Origin of the sequence: Anabaena sp. CCY 0017 (assembly GCF_963920885.1) — a bacterium.
In the GTDB taxonomy this organism is placed as follows: Bacteria; Cyanobacteriota; Cyanobacteriia; order Cyanobacteriales; family Nostocaceae; genus Nodularia.
Map to the genome: position 1 here is coordinate 18,459 of NZ_CAWUDG010000033.1, position 19,845 is coordinate 38,303.

General features: G+C 40.6%; 16 protein-coding genes and 3 pseudogenes. 13 read left to right on the plus strand and 6 right to left on the minus strand.

Translation table 11 applies throughout. The annotated features are described in order from the left end of the window. Nucleotides 1-10: 10 nt before the first annotated feature. Nucleotides 11-1,549 (minus strand): N-6 DNA methylase, encoded by a 1,539-nt coding sequence (locus ACM0OW_RS23270; protein WP_414552769.1) that lies wholly within the window; start codon nt 1,547-1,549, stop codon nt 11-13. A gap of 466 nt (nt 1,550-2,015) precedes the next feature. Between ACM0OW_RS23270 and ACM0OW_RS23275 the strand changes: the two genes are divergently transcribed. The 7 genes and pseudogenes from ACM0OW_RS23275 to ACM0OW_RS23305 all read left to right on the plus strand — a co-directional run. Then, nucleotides 2,016-2,807 (plus strand): ParA family protein, encoded by a 792-nt coding sequence (locus ACM0OW_RS23275; RefSeq protein WP_414552771.1) that lies wholly within the window; start codon nt 2,016-2,018, stop codon nt 2,805-2,807. A gap of 2 nt (nt 2,808-2,809) precedes the next feature. Next, the gene (locus tag ACM0OW_RS23280; RefSeq protein ID WP_414552773.1) at nt 2,810-3,928 is read left to right on the plus strand and encodes a ParB/RepB/Spo0J family partition protein; all 1,119 of its coding nucleotides are present in this window, start codon (nt 2,810-2,812) and stop codon (nt 3,926-3,928) included. A gap of 28 nt (nt 3,929-3,956) precedes the next feature. Further along, the gene (locus ACM0OW_RS23285; protein WP_414552775.1) at nt 3,957-4,472 is read left to right on the plus strand and encodes a hypothetical protein; all 516 of its coding nucleotides are present in this window, start codon (nt 3,957-3,959) and stop codon (nt 4,470-4,472) included. A 106-nt stretch (nt 4,473-4,578) separates the two neighbouring features. Beyond that, the gene (locus ACM0OW_RS23290; protein WP_414552776.1) at nt 4,579-4,773 is read left to right on the plus strand and encodes a hypothetical protein; all 195 of its coding nucleotides are present in this window, start codon (nt 4,579-4,581) and stop codon (nt 4,771-4,773) included. A 375-nt stretch (nt 4,774-5,148) separates the two neighbouring features. Continuing rightward, complete coding sequence (locus tag ACM0OW_RS23295) at nt 5,149-6,090, plus strand: ParM/StbA family protein (RefSeq protein ID WP_414552778.1); 942 nt, start codon at nt 5,149-5,151, stop codon at nt 6,088-6,090. A 105-nt stretch (nt 6,091-6,195) separates the two neighbouring features. After that, the gene (locus tag ACM0OW_RS23300) at nt 6,196-6,492 is read left to right on the plus strand and encodes a hypothetical protein (RefSeq protein WP_414552780.1); all 297 of its coding nucleotides are present in this window, start codon (nt 6,196-6,198) and stop codon (nt 6,490-6,492) included. 635 nt (nt 6,493-7,127) lie between these two features. After that, nucleotides 7,128-7,802: pseudogene (locus tag ACM0OW_RS23305) on the plus strand (ISKra4 family transposase); the annotation flags it as partial. Nucleotides 7,803-7,829: 27 nt separating this feature from the next. Here ACM0OW_RS23305 and ACM0OW_RS23310 read toward each other — a convergent pair. The 4 genes and pseudogenes from ACM0OW_RS23310 to ACM0OW_RS23325 all read right to left on the minus strand — a co-directional run. Next, nucleotides 7,830-7,979, minus strand: a pseudogene (locus ACM0OW_RS23310) (ISKra4 family transposase); the annotation flags it as partial. A 17-nt stretch (nt 7,980-7,996) separates the two neighbouring features. Continuing rightward, nucleotides 7,997-8,293: pseudogene (locus ACM0OW_RS23315) on the minus strand (ISAzo13 family transposase); the annotation flags it as partial. A 192-nt stretch (nt 8,294-8,485) separates the two neighbouring features. Further along, nucleotides 8,486-9,178 (minus strand): response regulator transcription factor, encoded by a 693-nt coding sequence (locus ACM0OW_RS23320; protein ID WP_414552781.1) that lies wholly within the window; start codon nt 9,176-9,178, stop codon nt 8,486-8,488. A gap of 121 nt (nt 9,179-9,299) precedes the next feature. Next, nucleotides 9,300-10,403: a response regulator gene (locus tag ACM0OW_RS23325; protein ID WP_414552783.1), complete on the minus strand. Its 1,104-nt coding sequence runs from the start codon at nt 10,401-10,403 to the stop codon at nt 9,300-9,302. A 198-nt stretch (nt 10,404-10,601) separates the two neighbouring features. Between ACM0OW_RS23325 and ACM0OW_RS23330 the strand changes: the two genes are divergently transcribed. The 5 genes from ACM0OW_RS23330 to ACM0OW_RS23350 all read left to right on the plus strand — a co-directional run bounded on the left by ACM0OW_RS23330 (nt 10,602) and on the right by ACM0OW_RS23350 (nt 17,071). After that, nucleotides 10,602-10,955, plus strand: a complete 354-nt coding sequence (locus ACM0OW_RS23330) for a PAS domain S-box protein (RefSeq protein WP_414552784.1) — start codon at nt 10,602-10,604, stop codon at nt 10,953-10,955. Between the two features lie 27 nt (nt 10,956-10,982). Continuing rightward, complete coding sequence (locus ACM0OW_RS23335) at nt 10,983-12,809, plus strand: ATP-binding protein (protein WP_414552786.1); 1,827 nt, start codon at nt 10,983-10,985, stop codon at nt 12,807-12,809. 148 nt (nt 12,810-12,957) lie between these two features. Next, nucleotides 12,958-14,223 carry an acyl-CoA dehydrogenase family protein gene (locus ACM0OW_RS23340; protein WP_414552788.1) on the plus strand — a complete coding sequence of 422 codons (1,266 nt, stop codon included), beginning with the start codon at nt 12,958-12,960 and terminating at the stop codon, nt 14,221-14,223. A gap of 517 nt (nt 14,224-14,740) precedes the next feature. After that, nucleotides 14,741-15,649 (plus strand): terpene synthase family protein, encoded by a 909-nt coding sequence (locus tag ACM0OW_RS23345; RefSeq protein ID WP_414552790.1) that lies wholly within the window; start codon nt 14,741-14,743, stop codon nt 15,647-15,649. 222 nt (nt 15,650-15,871) lie between these two features. Further along, a complete protein-coding gene (locus ACM0OW_RS23350) occupies nt 15,872-17,071 on the plus strand; it encodes an SGNH/GDSL hydrolase family protein (RefSeq protein ID WP_414552792.1) in 1,200 nt (399 codons plus the stop codon). A 166-nt stretch (nt 17,072-17,237) separates the two neighbouring features. Here ACM0OW_RS23350 and ACM0OW_RS23355 read toward each other — a convergent pair whose 3' ends face one another. Further along, nucleotides 17,238-17,597 carry a hypothetical protein gene (locus ACM0OW_RS23355; protein WP_414552794.1) on the minus strand — a complete coding sequence of 120 codons (360 nt, stop codon included), beginning with the start codon at nt 17,595-17,597 and terminating at the stop codon, nt 17,238-17,240. 389 nt (nt 17,598-17,986) lie between these two features. Here ACM0OW_RS23355 and ACM0OW_RS23360 point away from each other — a divergent pair, with 389 nt between their 5' ends. Then, entirely contained in the window at nt 17,987-19,435 is a 1,449-nt protein-coding gene (locus ACM0OW_RS23360; protein WP_414552796.1) for an NHLP bacteriocin system secretion protein, read from the plus strand. The last annotated feature ends 410 nt before the right edge of the window (nt 19,436-19,845 follow it).

Genomic DNA, 19,845 nt, shown 5'->3' on the forward strand with positions numbered 1-19,845 from the left:
CTTGTATTAACTATTTTAACAATGCCTCCAAATCCTTCATCCCCTGCTGAATCTCGGTTTCTAGCTTGGCCAAATCAGCCAGAATGTCTTGAGGTGCGCGATGTTCCACCTCTTCATGCACCACTTCCTTGTAACGATTCAGGCTCAAGTCATAACCCTGAGAAGCAATATCAACCTTGGGGACACAGAAACTCTGAGCCGTGCGCGATCGCTCTCGTTCCGTAGTATTCCGCAATTGCCAACGACTCAACACATCCGGCAGATTATTCTTAATATGTTCCTCTGCTGTTAACTCCGCCGTCGGGACAGCACCTAACTTCTCCTCAGCCAGCAAAGGCGCTCTTTTATCGTCCAAACTCCAGCCATCAGCATCCACATCGTAGAACCAAACAAAATCAGTACCACCAGAATTAGTTTTAGTAAATAGCAAAATCGCCGTAGAAACACCCGCATAAGGCTTAAAAACACCACCCGGCAGAGAAATCACCGCATCCAGCTTCTGCTCCTCCACTAACAGACGGCGCAGTTCCTTATGTGCTTTAGAAGAACCAAACAGCACCCCATCCGGGACAATTACCGCCGCCCGTCCCCCAGGCTTGAGCAATCTCAAAAACAAAGCCAGGAATAGCAACTCAGTCTTCTTCGTCTTAACTATCGCTAACAAATCCTTAGCCGTGTTTTCATAGTCCAAAGACCCAGCAAAGGGCGGATTAGCCAGCACAAGAGTATAAGCTTCTTCATCACCAGAATGCTCCTGTGCCAAAGAATCCTGATAGCGCACATCCGGGTTTTCCACACCATGCAGCAGCATATTCATACTGCCAATCCGCAGCATGGTATTATCAAAATCGAACCCGTGAAACATCTCATGGTGAAAATGTTGCTTCAGTTTGGCATCGCGGAGAATTTCCGGGTGATGCGATCGCAAGTATTCATTCGTAGCCACCAGAAACCCGCAAGTCCCACTAGCCGGATCACAAATCACATCGCCTGGACTGGGTGCAGTCAGTTCCACCATCAGCCCAATAATGTGGCGCGGCGTGCGAAACTGCCCATTTTGCCCAGCCGCAGCAATCTTACTCAACATATATTCATAGAGGTCGCCTTTAGTGTCCCGGTCTGCCATTGGGACACCATCGAGCAAATCTACGACCTTAGACAGAAGCGCTGGGGTGGGAATTGTGAAGCGGGCATCCTTCATGTGGTGGGCGTAAGTCGATTCATCGCCGCCCAAAGTCCGCAGGAAAGGAAAAACATGATCATTAACTACCGCAAACATCTCCGGCGCGGCCAAGTGCTTAAACCTCGACCAACGCAAATCATCATAAGCACGCTCTTTGATATCTTCACCCTCTGGAAAAATCCGCCGTTCCATCGGGCGCTTGAGTCGGTTGGCTTTGTTTTCTTCCAGGGTATGTAAATCGTCGAGGCGACGCAGAAACAACAAGTAAGTAATTTGCTCAATCACTTCCAGGGGATTGGAGATACCACCCGACCAGAAAGCATCCCAGATTTTATCGATTTGACTTTTAATTTCCCCTGAGATCATGTTGTGTTTTTCTTATCAGTAGAGTGCAAGTAACAAAGTAAGCAGCGCCAGACCACATTTTATCCTCAAGTATAATTGCCGCCAATGGGGTCATGATTGAGATGTGCAGCAGCTTCTAGCATAGAATATTTCGGCGTTCCTGAAATAAAATCTGAAATGCCTTCGCTCTAACCACAGCTATCACCGCAGAGCTTTACAGCAATTTGCTATAAATTGTGTTCTAATCATCATAGTAGTTTTCTTGATGATCACAGATGTAGTATTTTAAAATCCGACATCAAAGCATCGTAAATTCAAAACCGAGATCGATACCTCAAAGCCTTGCAGCAACAACTAAATTGCTCTGCTACTCACCCTCTGCTTTCAGTGCAGCCATAACCGCAAGACTGTACAGCACTTTGTTGTAACAGTGTACATTTTCCCAATTTCAATGTCGTATTTTAAAATCCGACAGAAAAATCATCTTATGAAGCAGATAGTTCTTTCACTTATAGCTAATGCCGGTGGTGTCGGCAAAACCACACTCAGCGTACACATTGCCTATGAAATGAGTCGGCTGGGCTTTGATGTCGCAATCATCGACTTAGATCCACAACGTTCTTTGGATGTATTTTGTGGATTGCCTCCGGCTGAAGTATCAACCACTTTAGTTAAAGTATTATCAAAAGATTTCCAAGGAGATTGGGATTTGATTTCGGTTTGGGAACAATCAAAAACTCAAGTTTGTCAGGGACATCCACTTTTAGCGGAAATAGCCAATGAATTAGTTATCCGCAAACGAGGAGAGTATACATTAAGCGATCGCTTAAAAAAATACCCTTTGCCCCACAATCTAGTAATTTTGGATTGTCCCGCTACTTTAGGAATGTTAAATGTTAATGCTTTAGCTGCCTCCACCCATATATTAGTTCCCGTGCAATTGGAAATGAAAGCCATTTCTGGTTCAGCAGAATTAGTAGAGTGGTGTATTTCTACAGGTGATGAGTTACAGTTAGAACCTCGCCCACCGATTTTAGGATTTGTGCCAAGTATGTATGATGATACGGTGGCAATGCACAGACAATATTTAGAACAATTGCCAGAAATTGCCGAACATTTACATTTAAAGCTTTATCCTAAAGTTCGCAACTCCAACGAATTCAAAAATGCCAGCGCTCATGGCTTACCTTTACAAAAATACCGTCCCAAACATCCTGCCTGTAGAGATTTTCAGCAAATAACAGATGATTTGACAGCTTTAATTCAGGAGAATAAATAATCGTGGCATTGCCTAAAATTGCTCACAAATTTAGCGGCGCAATCCAAAAAACAGACCAAGAGCAAAAAATTGCTGAACTGCAAGCCGAGATAGAAAGATTGAGAGCCGCCCAATCTCCAGATTTAGAAAATGAATTGCAAGAACTCCGAGAACAGTTACAAAATCAATCAGGAGAAGCACAAATTGATTTAGCTCTCATCGATCCTAATCCTGATCAACCTCGGCAGACAATTACACCAGAACTAATACAAGGGAAAGCACGGTTACTCAAAAAACATGGACAAATTTCAGCAGTCATTCTAGTACCACAGGGGAATGGTCGTTACACCTTACTAGATGGACAACTCCGGACTGAAGCAGCTAAATTGCTGGGTTGGTCAACTATTCGTGCAGTCATAGCGGCAATGCCTAACGACTTAGACCAATCGGCATTACTAACTTTTCTTGGCTTTGAAGATTTGAATCCTTTAGATAAAGCAGAGGCAGTATTTAAAGAAGTAATCAAGTCTACTGATTTGGAAATGGATGAAGTTGCCACAATATTAGGCACGGTGATTAAAAGAGTAGAGAGAGATGGCAAGAATAAAGAACTAGCAAAGTTAACGGCTGTTAGCGCCGATGAACAACAGCAGGGTTTAGAACTATTGGGGATTACGGGTAAAGAACAAAGTTTACTACAAGTGCTGCTAGAGTTGGGATTAAATCCGAGTTCGGTGAAAGCCAATCTCATGCCGATGCTATACCTGGCTCCAGATTTAAAACAAGCAATTAGGCAACAGGGACTCAAAGGCGCTCATGCTTTAGCCTTAGCAACTCTTTCCGCCAAGACACTAGACATATCAGAAAATCAAGCAGCCTCTGAACGGATGGCGGCCACTGATGAAGTCTTAAAGAAAAATCTGACAGTAGCAGAAACTCGTGAACTCATTAGAAAAATTAAGACCAAGTATTTGAAGTCACAGAAACATGAGTCAAAGGAAATAAAAACCATACTTCTAAAAGTTAATGGAATTTCTGAAGATTTACTCACCAGAGCTAGTAGTAAACAACTTCAGGAAATGCGCTCTCTATTACAGCAAAAATTAGCCGAAGTTGATAAAGTCATTGCTGTGACTGATTGACTCAGGAGATACCAATAATTTAGGGATCATGGAAAAGCTGACATTTCTACCATCTTTAATAACAGCACTAACAGCGCTCACACTTACCAGTTGTAGCATCGTGACTACTGAACAGTATGAAGCTACAGCGCTTACCAGTTATACCTGGCAAGTGAAATATGCCAATAATTTAACGAATGCACCACAGCCACGGGTTGAAACCTTTGCAAATGCTTCAGTGCTAAATCAGAATGGACTGAAACCATCAGCAGCAGTTGTTGGGCCAGATGACCGGGGTTTGTGGTGGCCAACTGTGCCACAAAAACCAAGTGTAGATGAAGTGGAACAACGCAAAAAACCTCAAGAAGAGGCAAGTCAACCTGAATTATTGAAAGATGTCAAATATCAACTGACTTATAAAGAGGGTGAGCAACAAAGAACACTACCCACCAACTATGAAGTTTACCGACAGGTGGTGAAAGCATACCCGTCTCGAACACCTTTGGAATTGACTTTGGGCGTAAATGATAATTCAGTTGAAAAGGCTGAACCGATAGCCAAGTAAGGCTTACGCAATTTTTGAATTTGTGGCAGGGCGACAGAATATTTGAGATATTTCTTGTTGAATTGTTCTCCATCAGATGAAATCGCAGGCGAACCATAAGCTATTTATGTGTGTTCCCGCATTTCTCACAACTACAGAGTTGGCATACCCCAGAATCTTTACCCAGAAGATATTTCGGGTATTTTTGACAGGTTATTTTTTGATGCAGTCTGAAAAACCGGAATCTAGATTTTACAAGGGTTTGAGAATTGTATGGGCAAATTCAGGTTATGTGGCGATCGCTCACGCCTCATATTTTTAATATCCAACTCCAATAATTGCATTAAATAGTGTGTAAATATTCACAGAACTCCTATAAATTACTAACTAAAATTAATTTGGGTTACAAGTGGGCGTTGTGTGGGGGTTAAATATACCCCAAAAAAAGATTAGAGACTTGCATTTATCTCCTTTAACCCCTAAGTACCACCTATACATACCCTATGCAGGAGTCGTTTAGGGTATATATTTCTAAAATAAAATAATTTGGGGTATATATAGGGGTTAAGCAGGGGGTAAATATACCCTAACGCGAGAATTGAAAATAATTGAAAATTTAGCCCCTATATAGGGTATATATAGGTGATGCTTAGGGTCTTTTTGTACCCCACTGCTTTTTGTACCCCACTTGACCTCCATGCCCAACATTCACCCCTTGCAAAAAATTTTTCCAGCAGGATTCGATAACGGTTACGGCAGCCTGAAACTTTTTGTCGATGGATTTGAAGTCGTTCGTATCCCCAGCTATATTTCCACCGCAGAGATGGAAGATGTTCCAGGAAGAATAATCTTAGATGGTGCTGCTTACACCGTCGGAGAATCTGCGTTTCGTACAGGTTATCATTTTGATCGCAACACTGACCATAACGAAAACAAAATTAAAAATGCACTGTTGATGTTACTCGGTGGATTAGCACATCTGCCACATCGTAAAGCTTGGCATTTAAAATTAGTCGTCAGCTTACATGATATCGGACTAGCAGAAAATTTAAAACAAGAACTCAACGGAGAATATCAGCCAATCTTGGCAGGAAAAAAATCCGATGTCACCATAGAAATTCTCAAAGTTGTCCCAGAAGGAATGGGTGCATTGTTTGGGCATCCGCTTCCCCCAAAATTAACCGTCCTAGATTTTGGTAATGGCACCACACTTTATTCTCGTTACAACCAAGGAAAGCGAGAAGTACACACCCCCTACCCCGCAGGTGTAGAAGTTCTCATCGAAGACATTGCCGAAAAAATGAAACGTCTCAACGGCGGGAAAATCGGGAACGCCTCCCAGATTCGATTTTGTTTGGAAGGAGGACATACCAGATACAGTCGTGACATAGACATCAAAGAGATATACAGCAGTTGTCTGAAAGATTGGTATGAAAAATTCTTGAAAAAACCCGTAGGTCTGACACTAGATGCCAAACACCAGGGAGATGAAATTTGGGCAATAGGTGGAGGCTGCTTGTTACCGGGATTGAAGAAACTATTGGAGAAGAACGGGTTCAAAATTCTGGACAATCCCGTAGAAGCTAATGCTTGTGGATTGCTAGAGATGGCAAAAGTCATGATCAACAAAAATCTCTAGCCTCCTGATTGACCTTTTTTGAATTGATTTGACCGCCCTTGGCTTGAGCTATGGGGTAACGATGCACGAATTTTGAATCAACAAATTTGAATGGGAGCGAAGCCAATGACCCCGGAAAAAGTTCGGATTAAAGATAGCTACCGAGAACGTATATTTGCCGAATCACAGCAACTAGATAAAAGTTACCTAGAGACGCTTTACTTTATTATTGATTGCTATTTTGCTTTCAAAAAGGGTGTATTCCCCACACAACAAGTAGTTACACAAGTTACACATACCCCAGCTTTCAACCCGATGGCTACAAATCCCCGCCCACAAGACCAGCCCTCTGCAACTCCGTCACCACCGGAAAATCCCCAAGATTCTGATGGCGAAACATTCACCCTGGATTTTGATTTGTGACGGTAGAAACAAGTTTTAGCGTGATTTCAGGATTTGCAAGGTGATTGGGCTGAATACTTGGGAGAATTTGTCTTTGTCAGTCAGAGAAAAAGTTGTGAAGCAGCCGGGAGTGCAAAGTGATTTCTAAGTCAATACGGTTCACTTAACGAAATTATAACGGCTGAAACCATCGAAATTTCGTTATCCATAGTGTCTGAAAAACCCTTAACTGAACGGTATTGATTTCTAAGTCTCTTGCTCCCGTACCGTTCAGAACGCTTCTCCCGTCAGGGCTTTAGGTGATTTCGATAATAAAAATTACAGTGTTGCTGAGTGCAAATATGAATTAGCCGGGCTACGCTAACCCCCACAGAGTAAGAGTTTGATAGATGGAATCTGGCAATTTCATACTATAGTTCAGCAACGCCACAATTACTACACAACATCATCCCATAGTAGGAGGGGATAGCTGTTCGCCTTTCTAATTGGTAAATTTTTTCTGATAAATCACCTTAGGGACTTCCAAGCAATAAAATCACCAAGTACGTGAATAATAATCATTATTAGGTGGGGAAGGAGAAGCCCCCGCCTGCCGCTTCTCCTTCCCCTTTTTGTAGTAAATTTAATTAGGAGAAAAATTTATGGGTGTTTGAAGTCAGAACTTTGAATTGCCAACACCAGAACAGACAGTTGAAGAATTAAGTGTTGATGGTGGGAACATCCGCATTCGGACTCAATCAGGTGAAATATGTGCGTGGCTTGGCTATAAAGCGATTAGCTTGCATGATCTGGGAATAGTGGGAACTTCATTTCAGGATAATCCGGTTGTGATTGATTGGGTTAATAACCAGCGACTTGCTAGTACAGTTACTTGTATCGGTGATGGACATGATGGCATTTGGAACATTATTGACCAACTAGCACCTGATGTACAACGACGAGAAGTGCTTGATTGGTTCCATTTAATGGAAAACCTCCATAAAGTTGGGGGTTCACTTAAACGCTTGAAACACGCACAGGCTCTACTTTGGAAAGGCAAGGTTGAGGCAGCTAAAGCCTTATTTACTGATTATAAGGGGAAACAAGCACAAAATTTCTGCCATTATCTCGATAAACATAGCGATGCCTTCGGCGGGCTACGCCTACGCATCATCAATTACGAATACCATCAAGCTGAACAAATTTGTTCAATTGGTTCTGGGTCGGTTGAATCTGCCGTTAAACAAGTTGACCGTCGAACTAAGATTTCTGGAGCGCAGTGGAAGCGGGAAAATGTACCTCAAGTGCTTGCCCATCGTTGTGCCTACCTTAATGGATTATTGTCTGTTTAACACGCCTTAAAAAGTGAGATGCTCCCCTTCTGGCATGACGTGCTTTTGCATTTGATTTCGCACTGCTTCTTCAATCCCTGCAAGATTGGTTAGCTTTTCTGGTAGCGTATCTTCGTACAATATTTTAGCGATCGCCTGAATATGTTCTTGAAGTGCTTGCTTTTTTTCTGGAGTCATCGGTAAGTAAATACACTCGTTTCACTTATTCTGACTGATTTTTTCCCTCTTTGCAAAAAAGTGAGATGCTCCCGTTCTTCTGCCTTATAACGCCCCTTTGCCGAATAATTATCTACACAAGTAATCCCACTACTTAATTCTTTAATTCCTTTACGAATAGTATTTCTATCCCATCCCAATTCTTTTTGAGCCAGTAGTTGCCCTCCGTAACCTAACTCCATCACAATTTGTGCTTGAAAGCGCCGCATTGCTGCTCCTTTGAGTTGGCTTGCTGTATCTAAGAATAATTTTTTGACTGAATCAGTTAATTCTATCAACACTTCAAACACCCATAAATTTTTCTCCTAATTAAATTTACTACAAAAAGGGGAAGGAGAAGCGGCAGGCGGGGGCTTCTCCTTCCCCACCTAATAATGATTATCATTCACGTACTTGGTGATTTTATTGCTTGGAAGTCCCTAAGGTAATTTAATTAAACAATACTTACTATAATTCCCGCTAACTGTTTAGTTTAAATTGGGAGGCTCAGGATTATTTAGTAAAGATAGAAACGAATTGGCCAAAATAGCCGCTTGAGTGCGATCGCGTAAGTTCAGTCGAGTCAGAATATTAGTAATATGATTTCTCACAGTCCCCTCAGAAAGGCAAAGTTCCTGAGCAATTTCTCGATTACTGAAGCCAGTTGCAATCAAACACAAAACTTCCCGCTCTCTGGATGTGAGTTCTGCAAGTTCAGGTGGTGGTTGTTTTGGTGCTTCTGTCTCAGATGCGGGTACAACACTCAGCATCTTTTCTAAAATTCCGGGGCCAAAGTGAGTATAGCCTTTGTAAATTGAACGAATTGCTGCTGCCAGTTCCTGTGCTGGCGTATCCTTTAGTAAGTAGCCCTTCGCTCCAAAGCGCAATGCCTCTGAAATGTATTGGGTATCGTCAAACGTTGTCAAAATCAAAATCTTCGTGTTTGGAAACTGCTGACATAACTTTTGGGTAGCTACTACCCCATCCATTACAGGCATACGGATGTCCATTAATACAATATCAGCTTCAGCATCTCCTCCATAGAGGCTTTCCATCAGATGGATTGCTTTTTGACCGTTTTCCGCTTCAGCCACTACTTGTAAATCGGGTTGAATCTCTAATAAAGTCTTCAAGCCACGACGTACAATTTCTTGGTCTTCGACAAGCAACACCCGAATCATAAATTACATGATTAAGTAGGATAAATATTTACTAAAGTTTAGTCTTGAGTCCAGATAATACCATTTAATGAAGCAACCGTGAAATTACTAAACATAACTTGATAATAATGAACCACGTCAATCACTTTAGTTGTGGGAAGATGGCAGTAATTTTACAGCCTGCATTTGGCTCACTGAAAATATTTAAATAACCTCCTAACGCAGTCACTCGTTCCTGCATTCCCGTCAGCCCAAATCCCCTAGTATTTTCGGTTACTGGAAAACCCATACCATTATCTTGAAGCATTAGTACAGTGTCAGAATCACTACTGTGAATTTGAATTGTGACTGCTGTTGCCTGAGCATACTTGCAGATATTAGTTAGACCTTCTTGTAAAATCCGATAAATCGTCGTGTTGATTGTATGGGGCAAGTTGGGTGATATATCAATGCTGCATTCTGGTAAGATGTCGGTGAGTCGATGAAACTCTTCTGTCAGATTAGCGATCGCTGCCTCTAATAGTTGACCTTGTAATGGCTCAGACCTAATTAATGCCACAGATTCACGTGTTGCTTTCAAAGCCTCTGAACCTAGTTGTTTTGCCTCTAGTAAACACGCATAAGCCTTGTTTGAATTATCTGGCCACAAAGCCAAAGCCGCTTCTAGTTGAATATTGAGTGCAACTAGCGAATGTCCCAATGAGTCGTGAATATCACGAGCAATGCGATGGCGTTCTTCCACAGTCGCCATTTCCTGAATTCGCAGATTCAGTTCCCGTTCTTGCTCTAATGCTTTGAGCAATTCTGCCTCGGCTTGCTGTAAGCGGTTATTTTGCTCTTGAAGTTGTGCTTGTAATCTGCGATTAGTGAGTTGCGTTTCGATTCTGACAAAGACTTCCTCAACTTGAAAGGGTTTGCTAATATAATCTACACCTCCCACAGAGAATGCTTTAACCTTATCAAAGGTTTCATTTAAAGCACTGATAAAAATCACTGGAATTTCATCGGTTTGAGCATCTGTTTTTAACTGCCGGCAAACTTCATAGCCATTCATGCCTGGCATAGTAATATCCAATAAAATTAAATCCGGCGGTTGAGCTTTAATCCCGATCAAGGCGATCGCACCATTCGTCACACATCGCACCTCATACCCCTGTTCAGCCAGCATTTTTGACAAGAGGCGCAGGTTATCAATGGTATCATCAACAATGAGGATATCTCCCTTGTGTGAGTGACTGCTATCCATAAATTCATTTGGTATTAAGATTAAAAAATTAGCCTTGGCAATATCGAGCAATAAAGAGAAAATACATAGATAAAATATAACACTCTTGGTATAATTTAATTAGACATCTGGTGAAATATCTAATTTTGTTGTATCTTGATGAGGATTGCCCATCTTTGGTTATTTTTTATCAATACCGTTAAGATAGCAAAACTTTTCATGAAAACCATCAATGAAATAAAGTCACAGAATCAATTACCAGTTATTATTACAGACCAACAAGGGTTTATTACATATATAAATGAAGCCTTTAATACTGTTTATGGCTGGAGTTATGAGGAACTTCTGGGCTTACCTCTAGAAGTGATTATTCCCCATAGTATGCATGATTCCCACCGACTCAGTTTTTCCCGTTTTGTGATGACTGAAAAAGCTAAAATTCTCAATCACCCTCTTTTATTAAAAACTGTGACAAAAGAGGGTATAGAAGTAATTAGTGTGCATTTTATTACAGCAGAAAAACAAGGAGAGAATTGGTTTTTTGCAGCCACAATTTCTCCTTATGAAAAGTAACAATTATTGCTCAATTCGGTGAGATGTATGGAGAATGATCCTGCCCTTCAGTTAAACTTACTACGTTCAACTTTAGGAAAGATGGAGGTAGCACTGGGAGCTATTGATGATGCGATCGCCTGGACAGATGAAGACACTAAGGTGCAATGGTGTAACACAGCTTTTGATCGTTTAGTTGATAGACCTCATATTACAATTTTGGGCGGGCCACTAATTCAGCTACTACCACTAACACAGCAGGGACAAGTAATTACAAATGAAATACATCCAGTAGTGATGGCGCTGCAAGACCAATTAACAGCTACTGAATATGAGTTTCAAACATCTCATCAAACGATAATTTTGGAAATTTCCGGCTGCTGTATCAAATTCATTACAGGAGAAAAATGTGCTGTTTTAGCGATTCGTGATATTACATCTCGTAAACAAACAGAAGCGGCACTCCAGCAGGCTAAAGAAGCAGCAGATGTGGCTAACGTTGCCAAAAGTCAGTTTTTAGCAAATATGAGTCACGAACTGCGAACTCCCCTGAATGTTATTTTGGGTTTTACACAGTTGCTGACTAGGCATGGTTCTCTTGATCACCAACAGCAAGAATATCTGGAAACCATTGCCCGCAGTGGCGAACATCTGTTGAATTTAATCGACGATGTACTAGAAATGTCCAAAATTGAAGCTGGTAAAACCACATTGAATCCCACCGGCTTTGACTTACAGTATCTGTTGGACACACTGCAACAAATGTTATGCTTAAAAGCTAAATCGAAAGGATTGCAGTTAATTTTTGAACTGGCTTCTGACTTACCGCAATATATTCGCACTGATGAAAGTAAACTGCGCCAAGTTTTGATTAACTTGTTAGGCAATGCCATTAAGTTTACCCAAGCAGGTAGTGTAATTCTGCGAGTCCGACGAAACACAGAAGAAATAGTACGCCTGTTATTTGAAGTTGAAGATACAGGCCCTGGAATTGAATTAACAGAACTTGAGCGTTTATTTGAACCTTTTGTGCAAACTCAAACAGGTAAAAACTCTCAAGAAGGAACTGGACTGGGATTACCCATTAGTCAAAAATTTGTGCGACTGATGGGCGGAGAGATTACAGCCACCAGCAAAGTAGAGGTAGGGACAATTTTTCAGTTTCATATCCGCACCCAGGAAGTGAAGGCTGATGAAGTGCAGACTCCAAAATCTAGCCGACAAGTGATTGCTTTGGCAGCAGAACAGCCAAAATACCGAATTTTGATTGCCGAAGATAAACCAGAAATTCGCCAAATCCTGATTAAGTTACTGCAACCAGTTGGCTTTGATGTCCGAGAAGCAAGTAATGGACAAGAAGCGATCGCACTGTGTAATAATTGGCATCCTAATTTAGTTTGGATGGATATGCGAATGCCGGTGATGGATGGGTATGAAGCCACTAAACTTATTAAAACAGGCAGTGATTCACCTCCAGTCGTGATCGCTTTGACTGGCAGTGCTTTTGAAGAAGATCGGATTGTCGCCTTATCTACAGGTTGCGATGATTTTGTCCGCAAACCATTTCGTGCCGAGATGATTTTTGAGAAAATGGCTGAATATCTTGGTGTTCAGTATATATATGCAACAGAAGAAAGCAAACTACTGACACAGCAGCAAGCGGCGGTTCTCTCTACCAATGAATTAAGTCAGGCGATCGCTCAAATGCCTAGAGAATGGGTAGAACAATTGCATCAAGCCGCAATTCGAGTCAATGCTAAACAAATTGGACAGCTGATTAAGCAAATTCCGCCGTTACAAGCTGCTCTGGCTAAGGCGCTGACTAATCTAGCCAATGATTTTTCCTTTGAAGAAATTATTAAATTAACCCAGTAAAAAAGAAATCCACCTACACGGGTTTCAAATTCCTAGAATCCTTACACTACCTAAGATGACAAATGTCATAGCTGAATCATGACATTTATTCGATGTGCGTTCTGATAAATCTTAGTAAATTGAAGAGAAAAATAATCGAGGACAAAAAATGGATTTCCCTTTAACGATTAAGCAACAAAAACTGATTACTCTGGTGCGTGAATTGGGACATGAAAAATTTGCGCCTCGTGCATCTTGGTACGATCAAACAGCCTCTTTTCCTGTTGAGAATTATCAAGATTTACGGGAACACGGATTATTAGCACTCACAATTCCTGAACAATACGGTGGATTAGGTGCAGATTTCCCTACTTATTGCTTAGTTGCTGCTGAAATAGGGCGCTACTGTGGAGCAACTGCCCTTACCTATAATATGCACACTTGTTCACTACTCTGGATGGGAATTTTAAGTAATGATTTGCCTATGCAAGAATATCAATGGGTACAGCATCAATACTATCGTCAAGAGCATTTCCGACGGGTAGTGGAAGAAGGAGCCATTTATGCTCAACCTATTTCTGAAGAAGGTGCTGGTGTATCATTAGGAAAAACATATCAAACCAAGGCTCGTAAGGTTGATGGGGGATGGATTATCAATGGCAAAAAAGTCTTTGCTTCCCTATCAGGAGCAGCAAATTATTATGGTGTAATTTGCACAAACGCAAAGGAAAATGCCACTTTAAATGATTCACTCTATCTTGCTATTCCTGCAAATACAGAAGGCGTAAAAGTTGTGGGAGATTGGAATCCAGTCGGCATGAGAGCAACGGTTTCCCGCACCCTCCTTTTTGATAACGTATTTGTTCCAGACAATGCACAATTGTTGCCTGAAAATTTGTATTTTCAGATGACCAAAATTTGGCCTCATATGTTTTTGACACTGACTCCAACATACGTAGGAATAGCCCAAGCTGCCTATGATTTTACAGTTAAATACCTCCGAGGTGAAATTGCAGGAGTAGCTCCTATTAAACGGCGACAAGATACGACTAAACAATATGCTGTTGCCGAAATGTTTATTAAATTAGAACAAATGAAATCTTTATTTTATCGAGCTATTCATGATGCGAAAGCTCATCCCAGTAAAGCTGAAATGCTGCGTGCTTATGCAACTAACTATACTGTAATGGAATATGCTAATGAACTGTGTAGTTTAGCTCTGCGGGTTTGTGGAGGACAAGCTCTGCTCAAGTCTTTACCTTTAGAACGACTTTATAGAGATAGTATTTGTGGTTCAGTGATGAGACCTTGGTCTATTGATCGCTGTCTGGAAAAATTAGGTAGAGAAACCTTATACGAAGTCGGTGAAACAGATGAAAATACTACATTTATGCCAAATGTTTTAGTTACCTCTAACTACCTCCCCGCAAGTTAACTCTAACCAATTTTCAACTCAGCGCTGCTGGGTCATTTTCTGTCGCTTAGTCTAAACTCCAGTATGACAGATATGCTCAATTACCAATCATAATTTTAATCAACCCGCTCCTACTGGTTTTATACTCAGCACGGGAGCGATGCGATTTTGTTAGATCGGGTTTTAATTCTCAATTAAATTGCCTAATTCTCAATAAAAACATATTTTCTGCCGCGATCGCACCCCTAAATAGGTGATTTAGCACCCGAAATTTAAGCACCTCACAAAATCGCGCTGCTCCCCTCAGCACTTTGCTATATGACAAATGTCATACCTGAGTCATGACATTTATTCGATGTGCATTCTTATAGCCTCAGATTAAATTAATACTATCAACGCAGACAGACAGAATGTTAAAAAGCATTTTATTTGAAAGTGTGTAGCCTTAAATTATCATCACAAGTTGCCAAGAACTGAAAAATTTTGCTCTCGCAACTGGGAATTTTCAATAGTTCAAAGAAACAAGAGAGAATAATTCATGACCGTAACATATAATAAACCACTGACTCAGCGTAATACTAACTTTGGTTTGCCGCCATTATTTGTTGAATGGATGCATTCGTTTGATCTGGAAGAAATTTTGTCACCAATCCGGGGTTTGACTGCGGTGTGGGCAAAACGGACTTCTCCTACTAACGCATCCCTTGATGATTTGGGATTAGCTTGTATGGATCTTGCCTTGTGGTGTTTGTATCTTGATGATTATTTCCAAGAAGATTATAATATCGTTTTTGAGAAATGCTCCAAAATTTTGGATGGTCATCAACCTGCACCGAATGAAGCAAAACTATTTCACGCTTATGCCGATATCATTAACAGGGTAGCCCACCGTGGGTATGATATGCAATCTTACTTACAGGCTAGAAAAGATTACTTGCGATGCAGACTCAAACTACACCTTTATGGAAGGACTAATCAAAACAATTTAAGTTTTAATGAGCTTTTTGAACTTCGACAAGTAACAGTAGGTCTACACTTTTGGACATCTCTATGGGAAATTTTAGGAGACTTTTATCTTAATCCAATAGTGCGAGCCATGCCTGAAATCAAACCTGCTATGCGTGCAGTGTCGTCTGTTTGTATGCTTTATAACGATTTGCACTCTTTAGCACGGGATATCGAAGACAAAACTCCCAATCTTGTCATTCTGTACATGGCTGAATATGGCGGAGATATTGCCAGCACTACTAAACACTTTGAAAAACTAATCCAGCAAGAGGCTAATACCTTTCAACTTGCATCTCAATCAGTTCTAAACATTTCTTCTAGTGATCATATCCGGCAGTATTTTAAGCTGCTAGACATTGTATTTAATTACCATTACATACCCGGTTTGATAGCAAATGACAATCCAAAGCGGTATCAATTAAAGATGAGTAATTGCTAAAGATTCTAATTAATAATTATAGTTGGTCAAATCTTACTAATTCAGCTTTTTTAGTCATAGATACTGCATAAAAGATGGTGCAAGAATTTCAAGAAATTTACAGAATAAAAATTGCTAAATGACATTATTAGCTTATCATAAAAAACGGCTGTTATCCCTTCAAATCTGTAAATTATTTCAGGTAAATAACCTTAGTTAATTTCTTGAAAAACCATAAAAACAATGCATTCATTTACATTTCAATCCCAAAAAAAATTGGTTTGGTTAGCGACTCTAAGTACCCTTTCTTTTTCCATTGGCAGCTTTAGCCTGTCCCAAGCCGCAGTTGCCCTAACAACCACGGAAGAACTCAATCAGCTAACTACAGAGTTTAATACCTTACTCGATCAAGAAATTACTACTTTGAATGGGACATTACCAGGGAGCAATATTTCACTTCTCGATGTGAATACTCTCTTCGCTGATATCCTACCCAACGAGCTAACAACAACTTATCAGTCCTGCATCCAAGGACCTCCCCTAGCCAATGCTGTTGCACCCACCAGCATTTGCTCTGATCCAGAAAATTTCCTTTACTACGACGAAATTCATCCCACCACTACCGTCCATAATCGAATTGCCGATATTGCGATCGCAACTTTAAGCCCAGAAGTTCTCAATCAAACTACTAAACTTATTCTATTTGGCGATAGTCTCAGCGATGTGGGAAATGTCTTCGGTTTTTCTAACAGCACTTTCCCATTTCCAGTTGCAGTTCAGGGATCTCTGATAGGGGAACCATTATATGCATCAGGTGCATTTACCAATGGTCCGATTTGGTGGCAGTACCTGACAAACCAAATGTTGCTAGAAGAACCTGTTCCTTTTTACGAAAACGTGATTACAGGAACTTTTCTTCCCTCTATCCCCGACGAAGGGGTTAACTTTGCTGTAGGTGGAGCAACCACTGGCATTGATAATGCAGGTAATGCCCAAAATCCGCCTTTTTCATTCGATTTACCAGGACTTCAGGATCAGATCCAAGCATTTGACAGCCTCTTGGGAGTGGGCGGAGAGGCAGATCCAGATGCTCTTTATGTAGTTTGGGCAGGAGCTAATAACTTTTTAGGAGCTTTCATTCCAGAAGATCCAGCTAATCCCTTTGCCCCGTTCCAGGATTTTACAAAAGACCCGACTTTGCCTGTCAGTGATATTAGTGCCGCCATTGATAGCTTGTATACTTTAGGAGCAAGGAACTTTCTGGTGGGGAACATATATGACTTAGGTGAAACGCCTCTAGGCAAAGAATTAGAAGCCATAAATATGCCTGTCCCCACCTCAGTACCTGAACCTAATCAATTAGCCGGAATAATTACTACTTTAGGGTTGATTTTATTTACTCCCGGTTCGCCCATTTTTTCTAGAGTTAGAAATCCGGGCTAGGGGGTAATTGAGCCAGGGGTTACAGTTATCCGATTGGTCATTAGTAAGAATTTCCGCCCTGTTTACCTTAAAATTCTTGTGGAGTGGGTATCTCGCCCGCTAATGACCAAGGACGGGCAGGAATGCCCGTCCCACAAGATGGAATGTACTTTTTTCTGGTGTTCCCTTACATGGGGCCTATACCACGAATATCTGTATTGCCAGCATTCGTATAAAATTCATAGTCACCACCAGGATCATCAATTTTATACAATGCTGGGGCAAAACCATCTTGTGACGTATTATACAAAAGGTAATCTGTTCCGTATTCACCTGTCTTCTGAGGCCCTAAACTTTGTACTTTAGGTTTTCTTGTACTACTAAACGGGTAAAAAGTCTGTGTGAGGTCTGTATTATTTGTGATATTAAATCCACCAATATATACAGATGATTCTTCACAACTTAGCTCCTGCAATAAATGCTCGTTACAACTACTAGAAAGAGGTTGTACCTTTGTCAGTTGTTTTAACATAAAGCTGCAAAACATCTTGTTTAGTACCTTTATAAAAATAAAAAGCTTTAAATTAACTAACCCTTAGCTAGATAAGCTAAATAAACCTTTAGACTGAAGATATATTCTATTATTTCGTTCAATCAAAATACAGTAGAGCCGCAGCGGTTAAGTATTCATTATCAAGGTTGTAGAAAGCAGCACGTCTTGTCAAATTGTTTTTGTGTATACTCAAGTAATATGTATAACTTGTAACACTTAATGTCCTCTACGTCTCTGTGGTGTGCGCTACGTGTAAAGTGGAGCTTATGCCTACGACACGCTACACGAACACTTTAGTGATACGTTTATTTGGATAATTTAATTGAGCAGTATTGAAAGTGTAGTTTAAAAAGATGCAAATTCTGTGATTCTGAACTCCTGCCATGTTGGATAAAAAAGAACACCTATTCCGCAAAAAGTCTCTAGAGCAGTTATCTTCCCCAGAACAGCTAGATCGGGTTGTGCAGGTCGTCAAACCACAAGACTGGCTACCATTGGGTATGTTAGGACTTCTGGTGAGTGTGGGTTTACTCTGGAGTGTGTTGGGAAGGCTACCCATGACGGTAACAGGTCAAGGTGTGCTGATTAATCCCCGACGAATTACGCAATTTCAATCACCAATTTCTGGGCAATTACAATCTCTTAATGTCCGCGATGGTCAATGTGTAAAAAAAGATGACGTGTTAGCAACAGTTGATCCATCTCAAGAGCGGCAACAACTCCAACAACGACAGGAAAAATTAACTCAGTTACGACAACAAAATTTAGAAACTCGTTTGGTGAGAATGCAAAGGACTACTTTAGAAAAAGAAGCGATCGCATCTCAAAGAGCTAGTTTACAGCAACAATTACAAAATTCTCAAACTCTAACTCCTATGTTACAAAAACAAGGGTTGGTAGCAATTCAAAAACAGCAAATTAGCTTAGAACAACAGTTGCGTGATGCTCAAGAAATAGTACCAGTCTTTGCCAAGAGATTGCAAAATCGCAAGCAGCTAATTCAAAGTGGGGCTATTTCTGAAGATACCTTACTGCAAGCAGAACAAGAATATCGTCAAGCATTACAATCCATCACCAACATTCAAGCGCAACTGCAACAGTTACAACTCCAAGAAGTAGAAACTCAGCAAAGATATCTCAATAATCTCAACGAAATTACTAATTTACAGGCTGAACTAGAAGAATTAGCAACTCGCAATCAACGATTAGAACAAGAAAATCTAGAAAATACTCAAACCAGAGATAAAGAATTGCAAGATGTGCAACGAGAAATTGCTCAACTAGAACAAAGAGTTGCCAATAATAGCCAAATTAAAAGTCCCCACGCCGGTTGTATCGTCGAACTTACTGCTACGGCTGGGCAGGTAATTGAACCAGGAACCCGTTTAGGAACAATACAAATTGCAGGTTATAAAAATGAAAGTTTAGAATTAGGAGTAGTTTATTTTGCAGTTGAAGATGGTAAGCAAATTCAACCAGGAATGAAAATTTTAGTCACACCAGATACTATCAAACGAGAAAGATTTGGCAGTATTGTGGGTGAAGTGGTCGCTGTTTCTCCATTACCAATTACACGAGAAGGAGCAACTTCTGTAGTTGGTAATTCTGAAGTAGTTAATCAATTAATCGGACAAGAAGGCGGCAGAATTGAAGTCATGGCCAAGTTGAATTTTAACCCCAATACCGTTAGTGGTTATCAGTGGTCATCTTCCAAGGGTCCGAATACTAAGTTAACATTAGGGACAACAGTTACAGCTAAAGTAACAGTAGAAGAAACAGCACCAATCACCTTTTTGCTCCCAATTTTGAAAGATTGGAGTGGAATTAATTGAAGCCTTTAAGCTATGTAGCTTCAATCTAAATCTCTAGAATCCATATATAGTAAACGTTTAAAAGACTAGTATATTCGGATTACTAATAAAATTTTCAATTTCTCCGAAAACAGCATTCTCGTATTTGAAGGAAAATACAGGAATGAGAGATGTTCATTCCGCAACAATTAAGGAATCATACGATGAAACTACAAAAAACCCAAAAGTTAAGCAAATTAGAGCAAGCATCTACATCGTTAAATCAAATCGACGATTTACATCAAGTTATCGGTGGTGTCGTCACTTCCGTACGCGATCCGTCAAGGACGGGAGGAACTGGTACTACTTGCACTGACGGGCTTGGAAGTAGTCTAACTGTAGCGAACTGCAAACATCCAGCGATAAAACTGCAAACAAGGCGATTTTGAAAC

Coding starts and splice junctions, on each gene's coding strand:
- ACM0OW_RS23335 (WP_414552786.1), top strand. CDS start 10,983: ATGGAGAATGATCCTGCCCTTCAGTTAAACTTACTACGTTCAACTTTA.
- ACM0OW_RS23330 (WP_414552784.1), top strand. CDS start 10,602: ATGAAAACCATCAATGAAATAAAGTCACAGAATCAATTACCAGTTATT.
- ACM0OW_RS23320 (WP_414552781.1), bottom strand. CDS start 9,178: ATGATTCGGGTGTTGCTTGTCGAAGACCAAGAAATTGTACGTCGTGGC.
- ACM0OW_RS23270 (WP_414552769.1), bottom strand. CDS start 1,549: ATGATCTCAGGGGAAATTAAAAGTCAAATCGATAAAATCTGGGATGCT.
- ACM0OW_RS23340 (WP_414552788.1), top strand. CDS start 12,958: ATGGATTTCCCTTTAACGATTAAGCAACAAAAACTGATTACTCTGGTG.
- ACM0OW_RS23325 (WP_414552783.1), bottom strand. CDS start 10,403: ATGGATAGCAGTCACTCACACAAGGGAGATATCCTCATTGTTGATGAT.
- ACM0OW_RS23355 (WP_414552794.1), bottom strand. CDS start 17,597: ATGTTTTGCAGCTTTATGTTAAAACAACTGACAAAGGTACAACCTCTT.
- ACM0OW_RS23345 (WP_414552790.1), top strand. CDS start 14,741: ATGACCGTAACATATAATAAACCACTGACTCAGCGTAATACTAACTTT.
- ACM0OW_RS23285 (WP_414552775.1), top strand. CDS start 3,957: ATGGAAAAGCTGACATTTCTACCATCTTTAATAACAGCACTAACAGCG.
- ACM0OW_RS23290 (WP_414552776.1), top strand. CDS start 4,579: ATGTGTGTTCCCGCATTTCTCACAACTACAGAGTTGGCATACCCCAGA.
- ACM0OW_RS23360 (WP_414552796.1), top strand. CDS start 17,987: ATGTTGGATAAAAAAGAACACCTATTCCGCAAAAAGTCTCTAGAGCAG.
- ACM0OW_RS23350 (WP_414552792.1), top strand. CDS start 15,872: ATGCATTCATTTACATTTCAATCCCAAAAAAAATTGGTTTGGTTAGCG.
- ACM0OW_RS23295 (WP_414552778.1), top strand. CDS start 5,149: ATGCCCAACATTCACCCCTTGCAAAAAATTTTTCCAGCAGGATTCGAT.
- ACM0OW_RS23275 (WP_414552771.1), top strand. CDS start 2,016: ATGAAGCAGATAGTTCTTTCACTTATAGCTAATGCCGGTGGTGTCGGC.
- ACM0OW_RS23300 (WP_414552780.1), top strand. CDS start 6,196: ATGACCCCGGAAAAAGTTCGGATTAAAGATAGCTACCGAGAACGTATA.